Genomic DNA, 15,919 nt, shown 5'->3' with positions numbered 1-15,919 from the left:
CAGGTTATTTGGGGGTTATCAGTAAATCTTCCAAGCCCATTTTATCAGGACGGAATTGATTTACCTTATCATCTTCTGGATAACCAATGGCCATTCCACACACCAGCTTAAACTCAGATGGAATCGAAAAGTGCTTATCCAACGGGCCGCGCCAAATACCAAGCGCGCCTTCGGCACACGTGCCCAAGCCTTTATTTTTTGCACCAAGCATTAACGATTGCATGAAGATTCCTAAATCAACAAGCGCTGTGTGTGTCATGCGTGGATCGACAAAGAAAAACAATGCTACCGGAGCCCCGAAAAATGAAAAGTTCTTTTCCATGTTAGCGGCACGCGCTTTGTAATCATCCCGAGCAATGCCAATGGTTTGGTATAAGCCTTTGCCAGTCGCAACGCGTCGCGCCTGATAAATGCCTGGATACTTGCCTAAGATGGGCTTGTAATCGCTGTCTGGCATGGAGTCATCGGTTATAAAGGAGAGCAACTTGAGTGGCAGAGGCTTGCGCATGATTGCATTTGAACGGCGATATTTGTCGGTGAGTTCAGCACCGATTTGCTTGGCGGTATCGCCTCTTGCTATGGCAACTTTGAACGGTTGTGAATTTGAACTGCTAGGCGATTCCAGCGCCTCGTTGAGCAGGGTTGAAAGCAATTCCTCTGGAATGTCGTCAGATTTAAAAGCACGAATGCTGCGGCGTGACTGCATTAACTCACTAAATTCCATATACTTATTACCCTTATTTTCTGGTAAGACCATTGAACTAAAGCAGGATTCTTCTACGTCTATGCGTTGAAGTCAATCCTGTAGCGAGTAACAAAAGTATTCGATAGAGCTGTACAGTAATCAGTAGAAGACTTGAGCGAAAGTGGTATTTCTTTGACAGAGTGGTTAAGATGCGCCGCTATCAAACGGCGTCAAAACGCCATGGTAAAAAGCAACTCATACACGGCAAGTTTACGGTCATATATGTCTAGTCAACACAGCTATCAAACATTAATTCGCCTTTTCAATTCTACTTTTTATGCTAACTACAACACGCGTTTAGTTAAAGGTGAAGATGAACCGGTTTATTTGCCTGCTGATGCTAATTGTGATCATCACCGCATCATTTTCGCTCATGGTTTTTTTGCCAGTGCGTTGCATGAAACGGCGCATTGGCTGGTTGCCGGTGCCAAAAGGCGAGAGTTAGAAGATTTTGGTTACTGGTATTGCCCAGACGGGCGCAATGTTCAACAACAAGCCGAATTTGAATCGGTTGAAGTAAAACCACAAGCGATAGAATGGATGCTCAGTGTTGCCGCTAATTTTCCGTTTCAAGTCAGCGTGGATAATTTAAGCGGTGCTGGCAGTGATCGGTTTGCCTTTCAAGCGCGAGTGCAGCAGCAGGTTTTCCGCTATTTAGAAAATGGCATTCCAGCGCGAACCCAGCGCTTTATTGATGCACTTCGCATGGAGTACCAAACGCCGGAATTAAATAAAACAATGTTTGCTTGGCGTCCTTCGGAGATTGAATGTGTTTAAACTTGGTTTAGTGGTTAATCCGTTTGCTGGTATTGGTGGTGCTTTGGCTCTTAAAGGAAGTGATGGTACTGAAACGCGTGAAAAAGCAATGGCAATGGGGGCAGAGCAACGTGCATTAAGCCGGACTCACATTGCATTAGAAGTGTTAATTCCCTTACAACCCAAGCTTTGTATTTACACTGCTGAGGGTGATATGGGGGCATCAATATCACGCGAAATGGGCTTCGATACAAAAGTGGTTTACACCTGTCCCAATTTACAAACAGAGTCAGAGGATACAGAAAATACCGTTGCCGCCCTTATTCAAGCCAATGTCGATGTTATTTTATTTGCAGGTGGTGATGGTACAGCGAGAAATGTGAGTCATATTGCTGGTGATACTGTGCCGGTTTTAGGCATACCTGCTGGCTGTAAAATCCATTCGGGTGTTTATGCGGTAACGCCTCAAGCGGCGGGGCGTGTTGTTGCTTTAATGCTACAAGGGCAGGTTGTGACAGTACACGATGCAGACGTTATGGATATAGACGAAAACGCCTTTCGAGCAGGTACGGTAAAGGCCAGAAAGTACGGCGAAATGCGTGTTCCCGATGCGGTGCAATATGTACAAGCAGTCAAAGTAGGCGGGAAAGAATCCGAAGAATTGGTTTTGATGGATTTAGCTGCTCATGTTATTGAAGATATGGAGGACAGTGATCTTTATGTCATGGGCTCAGGCTCTACGGTCGCCGCTATCATGGATGAAATGGGATTAAACAACACATTGCTAGGTGTTGATGTCGTTCAAGGACACACACTTGTTGCATCAGACGTTACCGCGCAAACGCTATTGGATTTGTTGCAAGCCCACCATAAACAGTATCCCGAAGCAGCGCGTAAACTGGTTATTACCTTAATTGGTGGTCAAGGACATGTCTTTGGACGAGGAAATCAACAACTTAGTCCTGAAGTAATTCGTTTTATTGGCAAAGACAACATTATTCTGGTGGCGACGAAAACCAAGCTTAGTGAATTAAACGGGCGACCACTGATAGCGGATACCGGTGACGTTGAATTGGATCAGGCATTAGCTGGGTTTATGCCGGTTGTTACCGGGTATCATGACCAAGTGCTTTATCGTTTGGGTTGGCAAAGTGAAGGCGGTGAATAGCGTTCCATATTAGGCGCATCAATATAAATACAACAGGAGGAGCTAGCATGTTATCGGAAACTCATTTTCTTGATGCGATCGATCGATTACAGATGATGTTTGATGATGTTGTCGATTCTGGCAACGATCAAGAATTGTTTATAGCCGGCTATTTAAACGGACATTTTTCGTTGATAGCGAGCCAGTGCATTAATGCAAAAGCTTTTACCCTTGCAGCGCTCGATGAAAAGCTGCAACAAAGTTTAGATACAGCATTTGATAATAATGAACTAGAAATTGAGGATCAGACGCAGGTTAGAGCGTTTTGGTCCGAATGTTTGTCATCATTGTAATTTTCTGGCACAATATTTGCATATATTCAAACAATGGCGAAGGGGGAGTTTCGGTATTCCCGAACGACCTGTACTTGTTTTGAGCGCGATGGTTTGAATATGAAAAGAACAGACAAAATACATTTCCGGTGGTTAGTGGGCGTAATAGTGCTGGCGTTAACGTTAAGTGCTTGCGCAAAAGGTGTAACTCGTCACACCAATACTCTGAAAAGCACCCCGCCTCCTTTGGGTAATATTGAATATCACACCTCGGTGTTGGCTGATGAGTTGTTTGCAAATTTTCGGCATACCTCTGATCGTCAACAATATCGCTTTGCCGTAGCAGGTTTTGTGCCTGTGAAGTCATTACAACATCAGGTTAATAGTCAACATCCATTAATGTTATTAGGGCATCAGTTGGAGCAAGGCTTGATGACAGAAGCTTCTCGTCGCGGATTTATTCCTCAAGACTACAAAATTACAAACGATATTATTATTGAGAAGACGGCTGATAGAGTTTTAAGTCGAGATACACAGCATCTGAAAAAAGCAGGTCTAGGTATCGACTTTTATGTTACGGGAACCATTACGGAACAGAAAAATGGAGCCATTGTGAATGCCAGAGTCATTCATGTGAAAACGAAAGATGTGGTAGCGGCTGCAACTAAGTTTTTCCCAGACACTCTTTTCTGGGATAAAGAAATGGTTACTACCCGTGATGGCATGATTTACCGTACAAGCGCGAAATAATCTGGAGCGAACCAAAATGAATAAGGCAAAACAACTCAGTGCATTGATTGCAGCTAGCTATTTAACAGGTTGCGCGAATTTGTCAGATTGGAATTCGGCTTGGTATGAAACGCAAGAGCATATTTCTGAAGAATCAGTTCAAGGAATGCGAGTTGCTAATATACGTGAAGCTCAATCGATGCAGCAGTCGCAATCCATGTCCCTGAATAAGAAAACCGTGAATAACCAGCCTCATGTCGATAATTTTGGCGCTATGCTTCATGAACCAATGTATTCCACTGGGGAAGGGCTTCATCGAGGGCAACCATTAACTAAACATGTGGGTGATTATGTGCAAAATATGGCACAAGACTTAATCTCCAATATGGAATATCTTACCGATAAAACACCCGTGGGTGTCACGCATTTTGCCTTGATAGACAGTGACTTACAAAAAACCAATCTACTTGGATACCAACTCTCTGAGTCTTTCATGCATGAGCTACACAAGTTCCGTATTCCCGTCATTGATTTTAAAGCGACAAATTATATTCGTGTAACGCCAACTGGTGATTTCTTGCTATCGCGTGATTTTCTTGAGTTAAAAGAAAAAGTAGAAATTGAATACATTTTAACGGGAACCATGACCAAGCATCAGGGCGGGTATTTAGTGAATGCACGAATTCTTGGTCTTGAATCGAAAGCCGTGGTAGCCAGTGCTCAAATGATGATTCCGTTTTACATTGTGGATGCGTTGTTGCCCACCAGTGATGGTATGACCGATGGCGTCAAATTGATGCAAGGTGAATAGTATGAAACGCTCGCTATATCTGCTTTTATCAAGTGTGTTACTGCACGGGTGTGCGACCAACCTAATTACGATGCAACAACAACAGGCGATGCAATCCGCTATCACCATGCCTAAACCGATTCGCCACAAAGCGACGTCGCGTGTGGAGCCCAAAGTGGCGTTACACGAAAACATCAAACCCGTGCTTATCCCGCCCCCCAATAGTTATAAGCCAAAATACAGCCATAAAACCGTTGATGATTATGCCGAGCAAATTACGATGCAATTGATGCAACAAGCACGTTATTTGAATGCCGGCAGCCGTATTGGTGTGGCGAGCTTCGTTGCATTTGATCGCACTTTGCAAAGCACTGACGCACTCGGCAACCAACTCGCAGAAAGCTTTATCAAAGAGATTCAAGCTTATGGCCTGCCGGTTGTGGATTTTAAGATGATGAATGGCATTGAAGTTCGGCGCGATGGCGATATTGTATTCAGTCGTAAAACTCGTGACTTATCCAAGGTTGAAGTTGATTACGTATTGTCGGGAACCATGCATAAAAATGAAAAAGGGGTGCGTGTGAATGCGCGCATTGTTTCGTTAGATAAAAAAACAGTGGTGGCGACAGCGCGGGGGTTTATTCCCCATTTTGTTGTGAATGAAGTGATCCCAAGTCATGTTTGGATGTCGACGCCTTAGATTTCCCGACGAATGAGTTGCCGAATTAGAAAACGGTTTGGTGACAAAGCATTTAATTGAGCTTGTGACAGCGGCAAAGGTTTGCCGCTTATCTGGCAAGCTAATGCCTCTGCAAGTAGTGGCGCTGTGCAGAGTCCTCTTGAACCTAGTCCTGTTAACACAAACACATTATCGATATTAGTTGGATGCGCGTACTTATGGTTAGCGTAGGTTTTGTATATTTCTTTGTATTGTGCTTGTTGTTTTTCAAGATCTGGAAGCTGCCCCATTAATGGTAAGCGATCGGGTGAAGCGCATCGAATAGAAGCTCTACCAGTTTGTTTGCCAACGAGGTTCTCCACCCAAGGCATATTGGGAAGCGCGTGTTTTAGATTGTGTAAGTTTGCGGCTTCCTCGCTTACTCGATAATCCGTTGTTTCGTCATCTTTTCCAAAGGTCGCGCCCAGAGCATGCGTGTTGTTTAATGCCGGGGTAAGGTAGCCTTTATGGCACAAAACGGTTCTCAGATTGGCCAGTTCTCCTTGTGAGCTCATTGTTTCGACTTGGCCTCTGACCGATTGCAATGGCAGTCCATTTAAGGTTGGAAAATGCCTTGAATGATGACCTAGTGCTAGCACTACTGCATCGGTTTCCAAGGACGGTGCTCCCTGCGCCGATAAACACCATTTGTTCGCTTTGTTTTGGGAAAGATCCCGTTGCATGTCAGTAATTTTAGTACCCAATACTAATTCAAAATTAGCGTAGGCATAACACGCTTTCGATAATGCCTGAACTAAGGAATATGGGTTTATCCAACCACCCTCAGGGATGAACAAGCCTCCAAATGGTAGCTCAACATTCGCTATGTTCTTCGCTTGTTGTTGAGAAACTGAATCAACAAGTGTTTGAGGCCAATTCTGCTTTTCTACTAGGTGAGCATGACGTGCAGCTTGTTTATCATTAAAAGCAAGAAGTAGCACGCCGCAGGTATCGTGTTCGAAATGAAACCCTTGCTGCATCAATGTGCGGTAGTGACGCTTTGCGTACAAAAAGGCAAGGGCATAGATTTGGCTTGCTAGGGTAAAATCAATATTGAGGTTAGGGTAAAACCCGCCTTGCTGATTGCCTGACGCTCCGTTAGCGAGAGTTGGAGCCCCTTCGTAGAGGCTTACCGCATAACCGTGTTTGAGTAAAGCATGAGCTGTATTTAAACCCGCGAGACCGCCACCAATCACGGTAATATGACGCGTTTTTTGGCACACCGAACTACGATGCCAATATCTGGGCTCTGATTCGCGGCTCAATCGCGATGCATCGAAAGCGCCATGATTGGTGAAAGTGCCACGGAGCATGTCACGCTTCTTACCGAAACCTTTAACTTTTTCAATGTGAAAGCCCACATCTTGCAACCCTCTTTTTACGATACCTGCTGCGGTAAATGTGGCGAATGTGCCGTTAGGTGCGGTTAATTGAGCAATATATTGAAACAATTTTTCTTGCCACATATCGGGATTTTTGCTCGGAGCAAATCCGTCAAGAAACCATGCGTCTATACTTTGATTCGTCGTATTCGAAAACGTGGGCAGGAGTGTGTTTACATCGCCTAACCAAAGATCCAAATAAATCTCACAATGTGGAGCGTGGGTAAAGCTGAGTCGGTGGCAGCCGGCAATAGGAAGAGGATATTGGGCGAGTAGTTGTTTAGCTTCTTCCTTCAAAGAGGGCCATGCTTGTAAGGCGAGGGTTAAATCCTGCGCTGTGATTGGATATTTTTCAAAACTGATAAAATAGAGCTGACGTAGCGGATGGTCTGGGTTTTCATGCCTAAACTGAGTAAAAAGTTGAAGGGTTAACAGGAAGTTCAGTCCGGTGCCAAAACCTGTTTCAGCAATAACAAAGTGGTGTTGTTTACAAGTTTGCCAACGCTGTAATAAATGATTATTGTCAATAAAGACATAGCGTGTTTCTAATAATCCGTTGTCATTAGAAAAGTACACATCGTCAAACTGAGACGATACTGGGGTTCCAGTCTCATTGAATAAAATGTCAGCGGTATGAATCGGCACAAGTAAAACCCTTCTTTACTAGGAGCGCGCATATTACTGAAAGTGTCGGCGTTCGTCATGAATTTGCAATAAAAAAGCAGACCACTTTATTGTTTTATGGCGCTACAATGACGCTAACTTTTTATTAAAAGGTCAGAAAAATGAGAAGAGCTGTAATTACGGGGCTGGGTATTGTTTCCAGCATAGGTAACAACAAACAAGAAGTGCTTTCGTCTCTACGAGAGGGAAAATCGGGCATTACGCGCTCAGAGCAATTTGAGGAATTCAAGTTGCGTAGTTTGGTTTGGGGTGACGTAAATGTTGATACAAAAGCATTAATTGACCGTAAAGCACTTCGTTTCATGGGCGATGCATCAGCATATGCGTATATAGCGATGCAGCAAGCTATTGAAGATAGTGGTTTGTCTGATGGTGACGTCTCAAACCCTCGTACCGGTTTAGTTGCCGGGTCGGGAGGTGCATCGTCGCATTGGCAGGTTGAAGCTGCGGATATTTTGCGAAATCGAGGCGTCAGAAAGGTCGGGCCTTATATGGTTCCACGTACGATGAGCAGTACCGTTTCTGCTTGTTTGGCAACGCCATTTAAAATTAAAGGCATTAACTACTCTATGAGTTCTGCCTGTGCCACCAGTGCTCACTGTATCGGTCATGCCTTAGAGCAAATTCAATTAGGCAAACAAGATGTTGTGTTCGCAGGTGGTGGTGAAGAAGTTCATTGGACGCTGGCGATGGAATTTGACGCAATGGGGGCGTTGTCTACCGGCTTTAACGATACGCCTGCATTGGCTTCTCGTACTTATGATGCAAACCGCGATGGTTTTGTAATTTCCGGTGGCGGCGGCATGGTTGTCGTTGAAGAGCTTGAACATGCACTCGCTCGTGGAGCAAAAATCTATGCGGAAATCGTAGGCTATGGTGCAACTTCAGATGGTTACGATATGGTTGCGCCATCAGGAGAAGGCGCTATGCGCTGTATGCAACAAGCCTTGCAAGGCGTAGATGCACCTGTTCAATATTTGAATACGCATGGTACATCCACCCCTGTTGGTGACTTAAAAGAGCTATCAGCGATAAAAGAAGTGTTTGGTAATAACGGCCCGGCTATTTCTGCTACTAAAGCTATGACGGGGCATGCATTAGGTGCAGCCGGAGTTAATGAAGCAATTTACAGCATTTTGATGATGGAGAATGACTTTATTGCACCATCAATCAATATTGACGAACTGGACGCCGAAGCAGAAGGGTTGGATATTGTCACTCAAGCTCGTGATGTGAAGTTGGATACGGTAATGTCGAATAGCTTCGGGTTTGGTGGAACTAATGCCACGTTAGTGCTCCAACGTTATCGTTAATAAACGATTCTCGTTACCCCAAAGTAAACATTAGAACGGAAAACGCTGTCATTATTAGGCAGCGTTTTTTTGTGTTTAAAAACCCACGTAATCTATTGCTTCATATATCTTTTTCAATCACAAAAGCATCGCCAATAGCCTGATGGTAGGCGCTGGGTTTTGCTATTTGTTGAACTTTAAGGTTGTGACGGAGTTTAGATTGTAATAATCCATCAAATCTACGTGTGTCTGTGATACTTGGATCGAGCCAAGCATCCAGCCAGTCGCCTTCTTGAGGCAACATTAAGGGGATGGATTTAGAATGAATGTTGGCGAATTTAGGATGCGGGGGCAGCGTGATAACCGAGCAGGAAAATGTGGCTTCACCCGTTGTTGGATTTATCCATTCTTTGTAAAGCCCCCCAAATGCAATGGCTTCGTCAATGGCCTCTAAATCGTGACAGTGAATACGTCGCTTGTTGTTAAATTCGGATTCACCAAACCCTTTTGCCGGTATAACGCAACGACTCTCTCTGTAAGGAGTATAGCCTGCGCTTCTTGGGGTATTGAGTTTGTCATAACGAGTGTTAAATGAGGTATATTTAGAGGGCCGAAATCCTGTTTCCGATGTTTCTAAAAGTAACCACCAAATTGCATCATCTAATGAGCGGCCTTGTGTTGTTTCGCGGATAATAGAAACGGGACTGGCAGCGCCAATATATCGAGTGAAAATAGGCGGTTCCGACCAGATGTTAATGTCCAACATTTCACATAATGCCCGAACCGCTGGATCATCACTCACGTTCAATCGACCACACATAGTGTAAATTCTCCATACTTCTTGGAAGTCCAAAAATTTATCATAGATAGAGATGATTAAAAGCAGCTATTTGTATCGAAAAATATCGATATGCAAATTGTGAATATTTGGTGAATACGTATGCAAAAAGTTTAAAAAAATGTAAATCAAGGGGAGTATTAGTGCCAAATTTATTTCTAGAGTCAAACGGTTGCGCGGTGGTTAATGGGATGACGGCTTTTTGTGCTTACGTTTGATAGTGAACAATCACGCTTACGCGAGGAATAGAAGAATGTCATTAAAATCAAAATTAAAGGCCGTTGCTGTAGGGGTTACAGCCTCTTTCGCTGTTGTTAGTACCAGTAGTAGTGCTGATGTAATCTTACATGCCTTCAACTGGACATATGACGAAGTTGCATCGAAAGCATCAGAAATTGCCAATCTTGGCTATAAAAAAGTGCTTGTCTCGCCAGCCTACAAATCAACAGGGAGTCAATGGTGGGCGAGGTATCAACCACAAGACTATCGAGTTATTGATAACCCCCTTGGCGATACTAACGACTTTAAAGCGATGATTAACGCATTAAAGGCCAGAGGCGTTGATGTTTACGCTGATATTGTCTTTAACCACATGGCCAATGAGTCTGCTATCCGTTCTGATTTAAATTATCCGGGAAGTAATGTGTTGTCGCAGTATTCGAGCAGCTCAAGTTACTACAACTCCATTACGATGTTTGGCAATATTTCTAATAACTTGTTTGGTTCTGGGGATTTTCACGCGCCGGGTTGCATCTCTAATTATAGTGATCCAGGAGAGGTGCAATACTATCGTTTATGTGGTGGCAATGGTGATCCAGGTTTGCCTGATTTAGACCCAAATAATTGGGTGGTTCAGCAACAAAAATCCTATTTACAGGCATTAAAGTCTTACGGTGTTAAAGGATTTCGGGTTGATGCAGCAAAACATATGACGAATTACCATATTAATGCCGTGTTTGATTCCAACATTAAAAACGGAGTGCATGTATTTGGTGAAATCATTACCTCTGGTGGGGCTGGGACCAATGAATACGATGCCTTTTTGGCCCCATATTTAAATAACACGGGTCATGCGGCCTACGATTTCCCGTTATTTGAGCAAATCAGACAAGCTTTTTCGTTTGGTGGCTCTATGAATCGCCTTGTTGATCCCATCGCTTATGGGCAAGCATTACCGCCAAGCAAGGCAATTACGTTTAGCGTTACCCACGATATTCCTCTCAATGACGGTTTCCGTTATCAGATCCTTGATGCGACTGACGAAACGCTTGCCAATGCGTATATCTTGGGAAGAGATGGCGGGACGCCATTGATGTACTCTGATCATAACGAAAGCGGTGATAACCGTTGGAATAATTTGTATAAGCGTAGCGATATTACGAATATGATCCGTTTCCACAACGCAACTCAAGGGCGTAGCATGGAAGTTGTGGCATATAACGATTGCTACATTTTGTTCCAACGCGAGCATGTTGGGATGGTGGGTATTAACAAGTGTGGAAGTGGTCAAAATGTGTCGGTTGATGCAGACGCGGAAGGGTTATACTGGTACAGGAATTACACAGATACACTATCCGGTAACACTCAATACATAACGTCTAAGTTTCATAATTTCCATATTCCAGCGAGAAGTGCACGTATGTGGCTCTTACAATAGTTAAAATCTCGCGTTAACCTTTTAGGCTCCTGTCGTCTGGCAGGAGCAAATTTCCTGTATAAATTGACTTTTTCCCCCCTGTAATTTGTGGCATCCTTCGGTGCTATCTTATTAAATGTGCTGTAACGCAGTACCCAGTTTAGTTCCTGTCCAGTAATGAAAATTTTTTGTGAAGACACTTTGCTCTATGCCAAGTCTTTTTTTTCTGATGTTGGTGAATGTTACTTTTTTTCAGGTGCAACCGTTTCACCTGAGTTCATTAAAGAGGCAGACATCCTGTTAGTTCGCTCAACCACAAAGGTGAACGAATCACTGTTATCTCAGTGCCAGCATTTAAAATTTGTTGGCACGGGAACCGCCGGAACCAACCATATTGATAATACCTATCTTGCTTCCAGAGGGCTGAAAGCGATTAATGCAGGTGGTTGTAATGCCGCAGCGGTTGTTGAGTACGTGCTATGTTCAATGCTGAATTTGGCGTGCAAACGTCAAGTAAACTTGTTTGAGCAGAAGGTGGGCATTGTTGGGGTTGGGAATATCGGCTCGCTTTTGAATACGCGCTTAAACTCAATGGGGATCCAAACTGAGTTGTACGATCCTCCACTTCAAAATGCAGGGGATTCGCGGGAGTTTTCGTCATTTGAAGAAATATTAAAATGTGACTGGATTACGCTGCATGTTCCTTTAGTTATGGAAGGTGATTATCCAACCAACAATATGTTCTCTGAAGAAGTGCTAGCGCAATTAGCGGATCACCAAGTATTAATTAACGCTTGCCGTGGTGAGGTAGTTGATAACCAAGGTTTATTGAATTTAAAGCGAGGTGGGCGTCAATTTGGTTTAGTCATTGATGTATGGAATAACGAGCCCGACATCTTATTTGATTTGGTTGAACATACTGATATTGCAACCGCACATATTGCTGGGCATACATTGGAAGGCAAAGGCAAGGGCACTGAAATTCTTTATCAAGCCGTTTGCCAACAATTTGCCCTTCCCATGACACATAATCTGGTAAATTTTCTTCCTGAAATTGACAATAACCGGTTGTCCTTGAAAGGGACCGATGCGAGAATGTTAGAGCTGCATCAGCTTACCGCACAGGTTTATGATGTAGAAAGTGATAGTCAACATTTCAGAGGCATGGTTCGAAATGCCCAAGAATTTCAAGCTTACCGAAAGAAGTATGCTGTTCGACGAGAATTTTCATCCTATATAGTCCAGGAAAACGCAAAACTTAATGCGAGTATTCTTGCTGGTCTTGGATTTAGTTTAAACGAGAATGAGTGGAGTAAAAGTTAATGTCACGTGCTTACAATGTAGCAGTTTTGGGTGCCTCAGGTCTTGTCGGCAAACACATGATCGAGATCTTGGAAGAAAGAAACTTTCCAGTTGATACACTTTTCCCGCTTGCAAGCGCACGCTCAGCGGGAACCTCAGTGACATTTAAAGGCGAAGAATTAACCGTAGAAGATGCCGATCAGTTTGATTGGTCTCAAGTGACGCTCGCCTTTTTCTCTGCGGGTGGCAGTGTTTCTGAAAAATATGCGCCAATCGCCGCTGAAGCTGGTTGTATCGTTATCGATAACACATCACAGTATCGCTATGAACCTGATATCCCTTTAGTTGTTCCAGAAGTTAACCCTGAGGCGTTAGCCGATTATCGTAATCGTAATATTATCGCCAATCCTAACTGCTCAACTATCCAGATGGTTGCCGCATTGAAACCTATTCATGATGCAGTGGGAATTGACAGAATTAACGTTTCTACTTATCAATCTGTTTCCGGCGCAGGTAAAGAAGCAATGGACGAACTTGCTAAGCAAACGGCGGATCTACTCAACGGGCGCTCCGTCACAGCGGAGGCTTTCTCTCGTCAAATTGCTTTTAACTGTATTCCTCAAATTGATGTTTTCCTCGACAATGATTACACCAAAGAAGAAATGAAAATGGCATGGGAAACCCAGAAAATCATGGGTGATGATGGCATTTTAGTGAACGCTACCGCGGTTCGGGTTCCTGTATTCTTTGGTCATGGTGAAGCCGTGCATTTAGAAACACATCAGCCTATTGATGTTGAAAGCGTTAAAAGCTTATTACGTGAAGCGCCCGGTGTGACGTTGGTTGAAAACCGTGAGGAATTTCCTACACAAGTGGGTGAGGCAAGTGGAAAAGATGATGTGTTTGTAGGGCGAATTCGTCAAGATATTACCCATCCAAATGGCATCAATATGTGGATTGTGTCGGATAATGTGCGCAAAGGTGCAGCAACTAACAGTGTACAGATAGCGGAAGTATTGATTAAAGACTATCTATAATACTTCATTAGCTGCGTCAGGAAACTGTCGTAGCTAACACTTTTGTGTAGGAGGAAACCGACCTAATTCACCAAACTGAGTAAAGATTAGCTGTATTTAAGTCGATAACATGAGTGTCCCTAGTTTATGATAAGCTTGTGATGCGTAAAACCAGCAAATTTTGCGTGTAGATTCAGGTAAATATCTGGTTTATATTTAATTCTGGAATGTGTTTTGCTTGTAAACACACCTGGCAAAAACAGACTTTATAAAAGTTGACCGCCGACAACTAGATTTTTAGCGTTGGGTTGAGAGTCAATATAAAAATAACAAATTCAAGACGGCAAACAGTTAAGTGTTTAAGAACAGTTACGGAAATTTAATTCGAAAAACAAAGTTGAATGCCATTTCGCGATGGACTTTGCTTCTTATAATGTTGATAGGCAGCTCAACGGCGTATTTGTCTGCGCAAGAGTTTAATCGAGTCGAGATAAAGGGACCTAAAAACAGCACAGAGCAGTTTTCCGGTGTGACTTATGGCCCTATCGATGACGAAGACACATTATGGCGAATTGCCGATCGTTACCGTCAAAATAAAAATCTCTCCATTTATCAAGTCATGGTTGCTATTCAGCAACTCAATCCAAACGCTTTTTACAGCGACAATTTAAACCATATGAAAGATGGCGTGACACTAAAAATGCCATCGGAACGTTATATTGCCAGAATCAATGCAGAAGATGCGAAACTAAAATCAGACAGTGACGACGAGTCTTGGGCAAGTGAACTTAAGCAGAACAAAACCCTCAGAAACATAAAGCCTCCCTCAAAATTAGCCTCGCAAACGGATCTCTCTCAAACCAAACAAGAAATTGAGTCGAAACTGGATGCTATTGATGCCGATCAACGCAAACAGTTTGAAATGATCAGGCAACAATTTGCCGATTCCATTAACTCCGTACAAACCCTACTAGACGAAAATAAAAAGATTTATGACCGTCTCGATACGGTAAACCAAGATATTGAAGATTTACGGAGTCGCATAGGCAGTGAGGGTGAAGTACAGCGCCAAATGGACCAAATGCTGTCGTTGCAAAACGAATTGCTTGAGAACGCACGGCGTGCTGAGGAAGAAAAACAACGCTCCAACAACGACCTATTCGCCTTTGTGAAAGATCCGCTTTTCTTAATAGGGCTTACAACGCTGATTTCGCTAGGGGCATTAGTGGGCTTTGCAATGTGGTTGCTAAGGCGCCAGAACAAAGAACCTGAGGTTGAATCTGCACCGATTGAGGTATCTGAACCAGAAGCTCCGGTTGAATTAGATGATTTGTCTGATGTTTTATCAAGCGAATTGTCTGGTGAGGATGATTCTCTAGATTCAGATGACCTATTTGGTGACGATGACCTCTTAGATGATGTGCTAGCCGAAGAATTGGATGACTCACTCGATGAAGTGCTGGAAAGTGAACTAGGTGCATTCAGTGATCTTGATGATGACATGGTTATGCCTGAGGATGACGGCAAAGATGATGAATTAGAATCGTCTTTTGACGATATGTTATCTGGAGATGATGACTTATTAGCAGGCCTTGATGACGATCCTGATATTGAATTAACGGATAGTGACAGTGCAGATTCCGATCTAGATAAGGAACTTGAGGGTGTTACAGAAGAGATTGACATCCCCGCAGCAATTGAAGATGACTTCGATACTGACGACCAAACCGAAGATGAAGAAGTTGAAACACCGGAAACCTATGATCCAGAGAAAGACTTAGAGCTGGATGGTTCAGAGATTTTATCTGAAGAGGCTATCGACAAAGTTAGTGAAAAGCTAGGTGAAACAAATCGTGAGTTAAATGATTTAACTAAACAACTGATGAAAGACCTGAAAAAGGCTCCTGAAAAGGAAATTGGTGATCCCGAAATTGCCATAGAAGAGCCACAAGATGATTTTGAAGATTTTGATGGTGAAGTGACTGACGATTTACTCAGTAGCCTAGGGTTTGGTGATGAGGATTTCGCTTCCGAAGCTGAGGAACAAGCACCAGAAGAACAAGCATCAGAAGAAAACGCAGGCGTTCAAGATGATTTAGCAGATGAATTGTTAGCCGAGTTCGGTATTGATCCTAATGATACGGATAATGCTGAATCGGAAGATGGTGCTGAAATTGAAGATAAATCCGAACAGGATAACTTAGCAGACGAACTATTGGCTGAATTTGATATCGATGTTGATGATGAGGCACCGATAGAAGAAGTAAAAACGCCATCGGATGAATTAGCCGATGAGTTGCTCGCTGATCTTGGTTTCGATGAAGACTTACCTGAGGACCCTGAGAGTGAAGCCAACATTGAAGCAGAAGATAGTAATGAGCAACCTGATAATGCAGCACAAACCGATGAAGATGCGCTTTTAGCTGAATTAGGGTTTGATGATTTGATTGATTCGACTGATGCTGAAAAAGAGCCAGAGCCAGAGCCAGAGCCAGAGCCAGAGCCAGAGCCAGAGCCAGAGCCAGAGCCAGAGCCAGAGCCAGAGCCAGAGC

14 protein-coding genes are annotated in these 15,919 nt (G+C 43.4%); 11 read left to right on the top strand and 3 right to left on the bottom strand.

Features of this window, described 5'->3' with window-relative positions:
• Positions 1-4: 4 nt before the first annotated feature.
• Entirely contained in the window at positions 5-724 is a 720-nt protein-coding gene (locus tag HJG39_RS14200) for a nitroreductase (RefSeq protein ID WP_268410038.1), read from the bottom strand.
• 243 nt (positions 725-967) lie between these two features.
• Here HJG39_RS14200 and HJG39_RS14195 point away from each other — a divergent pair, with 243 nt between their 5' ends.
• The 6 genes from HJG39_RS14195 to HJG39_RS14170 all read left to right on the top strand — a co-directional run bounded on the left by HJG39_RS14195 (position 968) and on the right by HJG39_RS14170 (position 5,199).
• The gene (locus HJG39_RS14195) at positions 968-1,522 is read left to right on the top strand and encodes an elongation factor P hydroxylase (protein ID WP_268410037.1); all 555 of its coding nucleotides are present in this window, start codon (positions 968-970) and stop codon (positions 1,520-1,522) included.
• Complete coding sequence (locus HJG39_RS14190; protein WP_268410036.1) at positions 1,515-2,669, top strand: ATP-NAD kinase family protein; 1,155 nt, start codon at positions 1,515-1,517, stop codon at positions 2,667-2,669. Before HJG39_RS14195 ends, HJG39_RS14190 begins: the two co-directional genes overlap by 8 nt.
• A gap of 47 nt (positions 2,670-2,716) precedes the next feature.
• Positions 2,717-3,001 carry a YfcL family protein gene (locus tag HJG39_RS14185; RefSeq protein WP_268410035.1) on the top strand — a complete coding sequence of 95 codons (285 nt, stop codon included), beginning with the start codon at positions 2,717-2,719 and terminating at the stop codon, positions 2,999-3,001.
• Between the two features lie 99 nt (positions 3,002-3,100).
• Positions 3,101-3,730: a FlgO family outer membrane protein gene (locus HJG39_RS14180; protein WP_268410034.1), complete on the top strand. Its 630-nt coding sequence runs from the start codon at positions 3,101-3,103 to the stop codon at positions 3,728-3,730.
• 16 nt (positions 3,731-3,746) lie between these two features.
• Positions 3,747-4,520 (top strand): FlgO family outer membrane protein, encoded by a 774-nt coding sequence (locus HJG39_RS14175; protein ID WP_268410033.1) that lies wholly within the window; start codon positions 3,747-3,749, stop codon positions 4,518-4,520.
• 1 nt (position 4,521) lies between these two features.
• On the top strand, positions 4,522-5,199 hold the full coding sequence (locus HJG39_RS14170) for a FlgO family outer membrane protein (RefSeq protein ID WP_268410031.1): 678 nt from the start codon (positions 4,522-4,524) through the stop codon (positions 5,197-5,199).
• Here HJG39_RS14170 and mnmC read toward each other — a convergent pair.
• Positions 5,196-7,244: a bifunctional tRNA (5-methylaminomethyl-2-thiouridine)(34)-methyltransferase MnmD/FAD-dependent 5-carboxymethylaminomethyl-2-thiouridine(34) oxidoreductase MnmC gene (gene mnmC / locus HJG39_RS14165; protein WP_268410029.1), complete on the bottom strand. Its 2,049-nt coding sequence runs from the start codon at positions 7,242-7,244 to the stop codon at positions 5,196-5,198. The two genes, HJG39_RS14170 and mnmC, sit on opposite strands and share 4 nt — an antisense overlap.
• 140 nt (positions 7,245-7,384) lie before the next feature.
• On the opposite strand from mnmC, the gene fabB reads away from it, so the two are divergent.
• Positions 7,385-8,596, top strand: coding sequence for a beta-ketoacyl-ACP synthase I (gene fabB / locus HJG39_RS14160; RefSeq protein WP_268410028.1), 1,212 nt, complete (start codon positions 7,385-7,387; stop codon positions 8,594-8,596).
• A gap of 100 nt (positions 8,597-8,696) precedes the next feature.
• Here fabB and HJG39_RS14155 read toward each other — a convergent pair whose 3' ends face one another.
• Positions 8,697-9,395 carry an SOS response-associated peptidase family protein gene (locus HJG39_RS14155; protein ID WP_268410027.1) on the bottom strand — a complete coding sequence of 233 codons (699 nt, stop codon included), beginning with the start codon at positions 9,393-9,395 and terminating at the stop codon, positions 8,697-8,699.
• Between the two features lie 271 nt (positions 9,396-9,666).
• Between HJG39_RS14155 and HJG39_RS14150 the strand changes: the two genes are divergently transcribed.
• The 4 genes from HJG39_RS14150 to HJG39_RS14135 all read left to right on the top strand — a co-directional run.
• On the top strand, positions 9,667-11,070 hold the full coding sequence (locus HJG39_RS14150) for an alpha-amylase family protein (protein WP_268410026.1): 1,404 nt from the start codon (positions 9,667-9,669) through the stop codon (positions 11,068-11,070).
• 156 nt (positions 11,071-11,226) lie between these two features.
• Positions 11,227-12,372, top strand: a complete 1,146-nt coding sequence (locus tag HJG39_RS14145) for a 4-phosphoerythronate dehydrogenase (RefSeq protein WP_268410025.1) — start codon at positions 11,227-11,229, stop codon at positions 12,370-12,372.
• A complete protein-coding gene (locus HJG39_RS14140) occupies positions 12,372-13,388 on the top strand; it encodes an aspartate-semialdehyde dehydrogenase (RefSeq protein ID WP_268410024.1) in 1,017 nt (338 codons plus the stop codon). The genes HJG39_RS14145 and HJG39_RS14140 overlap by 1 nt, the downstream gene beginning before the upstream one ends.
• A gap of 412 nt (positions 13,389-13,800) precedes the next feature.
• Positions 13,801-15,919: FimV/HubP family polar landmark protein (locus HJG39_RS14135; protein ID WP_326849263.1), on the top strand; the 2,119-nt coding region annotated here is incomplete at its 3' end.

The organism is Alteromonas sp. a30 (assembly GCF_026788005.1).
Lineage (GTDB): Bacteria > Pseudomonadota > Gammaproteobacteria > Enterobacterales > Alteromonadaceae > Paraneptunicella.
The sequence above is the reverse complement of the archived record's forward strand: the minus strand, read 5'-3'. Positions and strand labels throughout refer to the sequence as shown.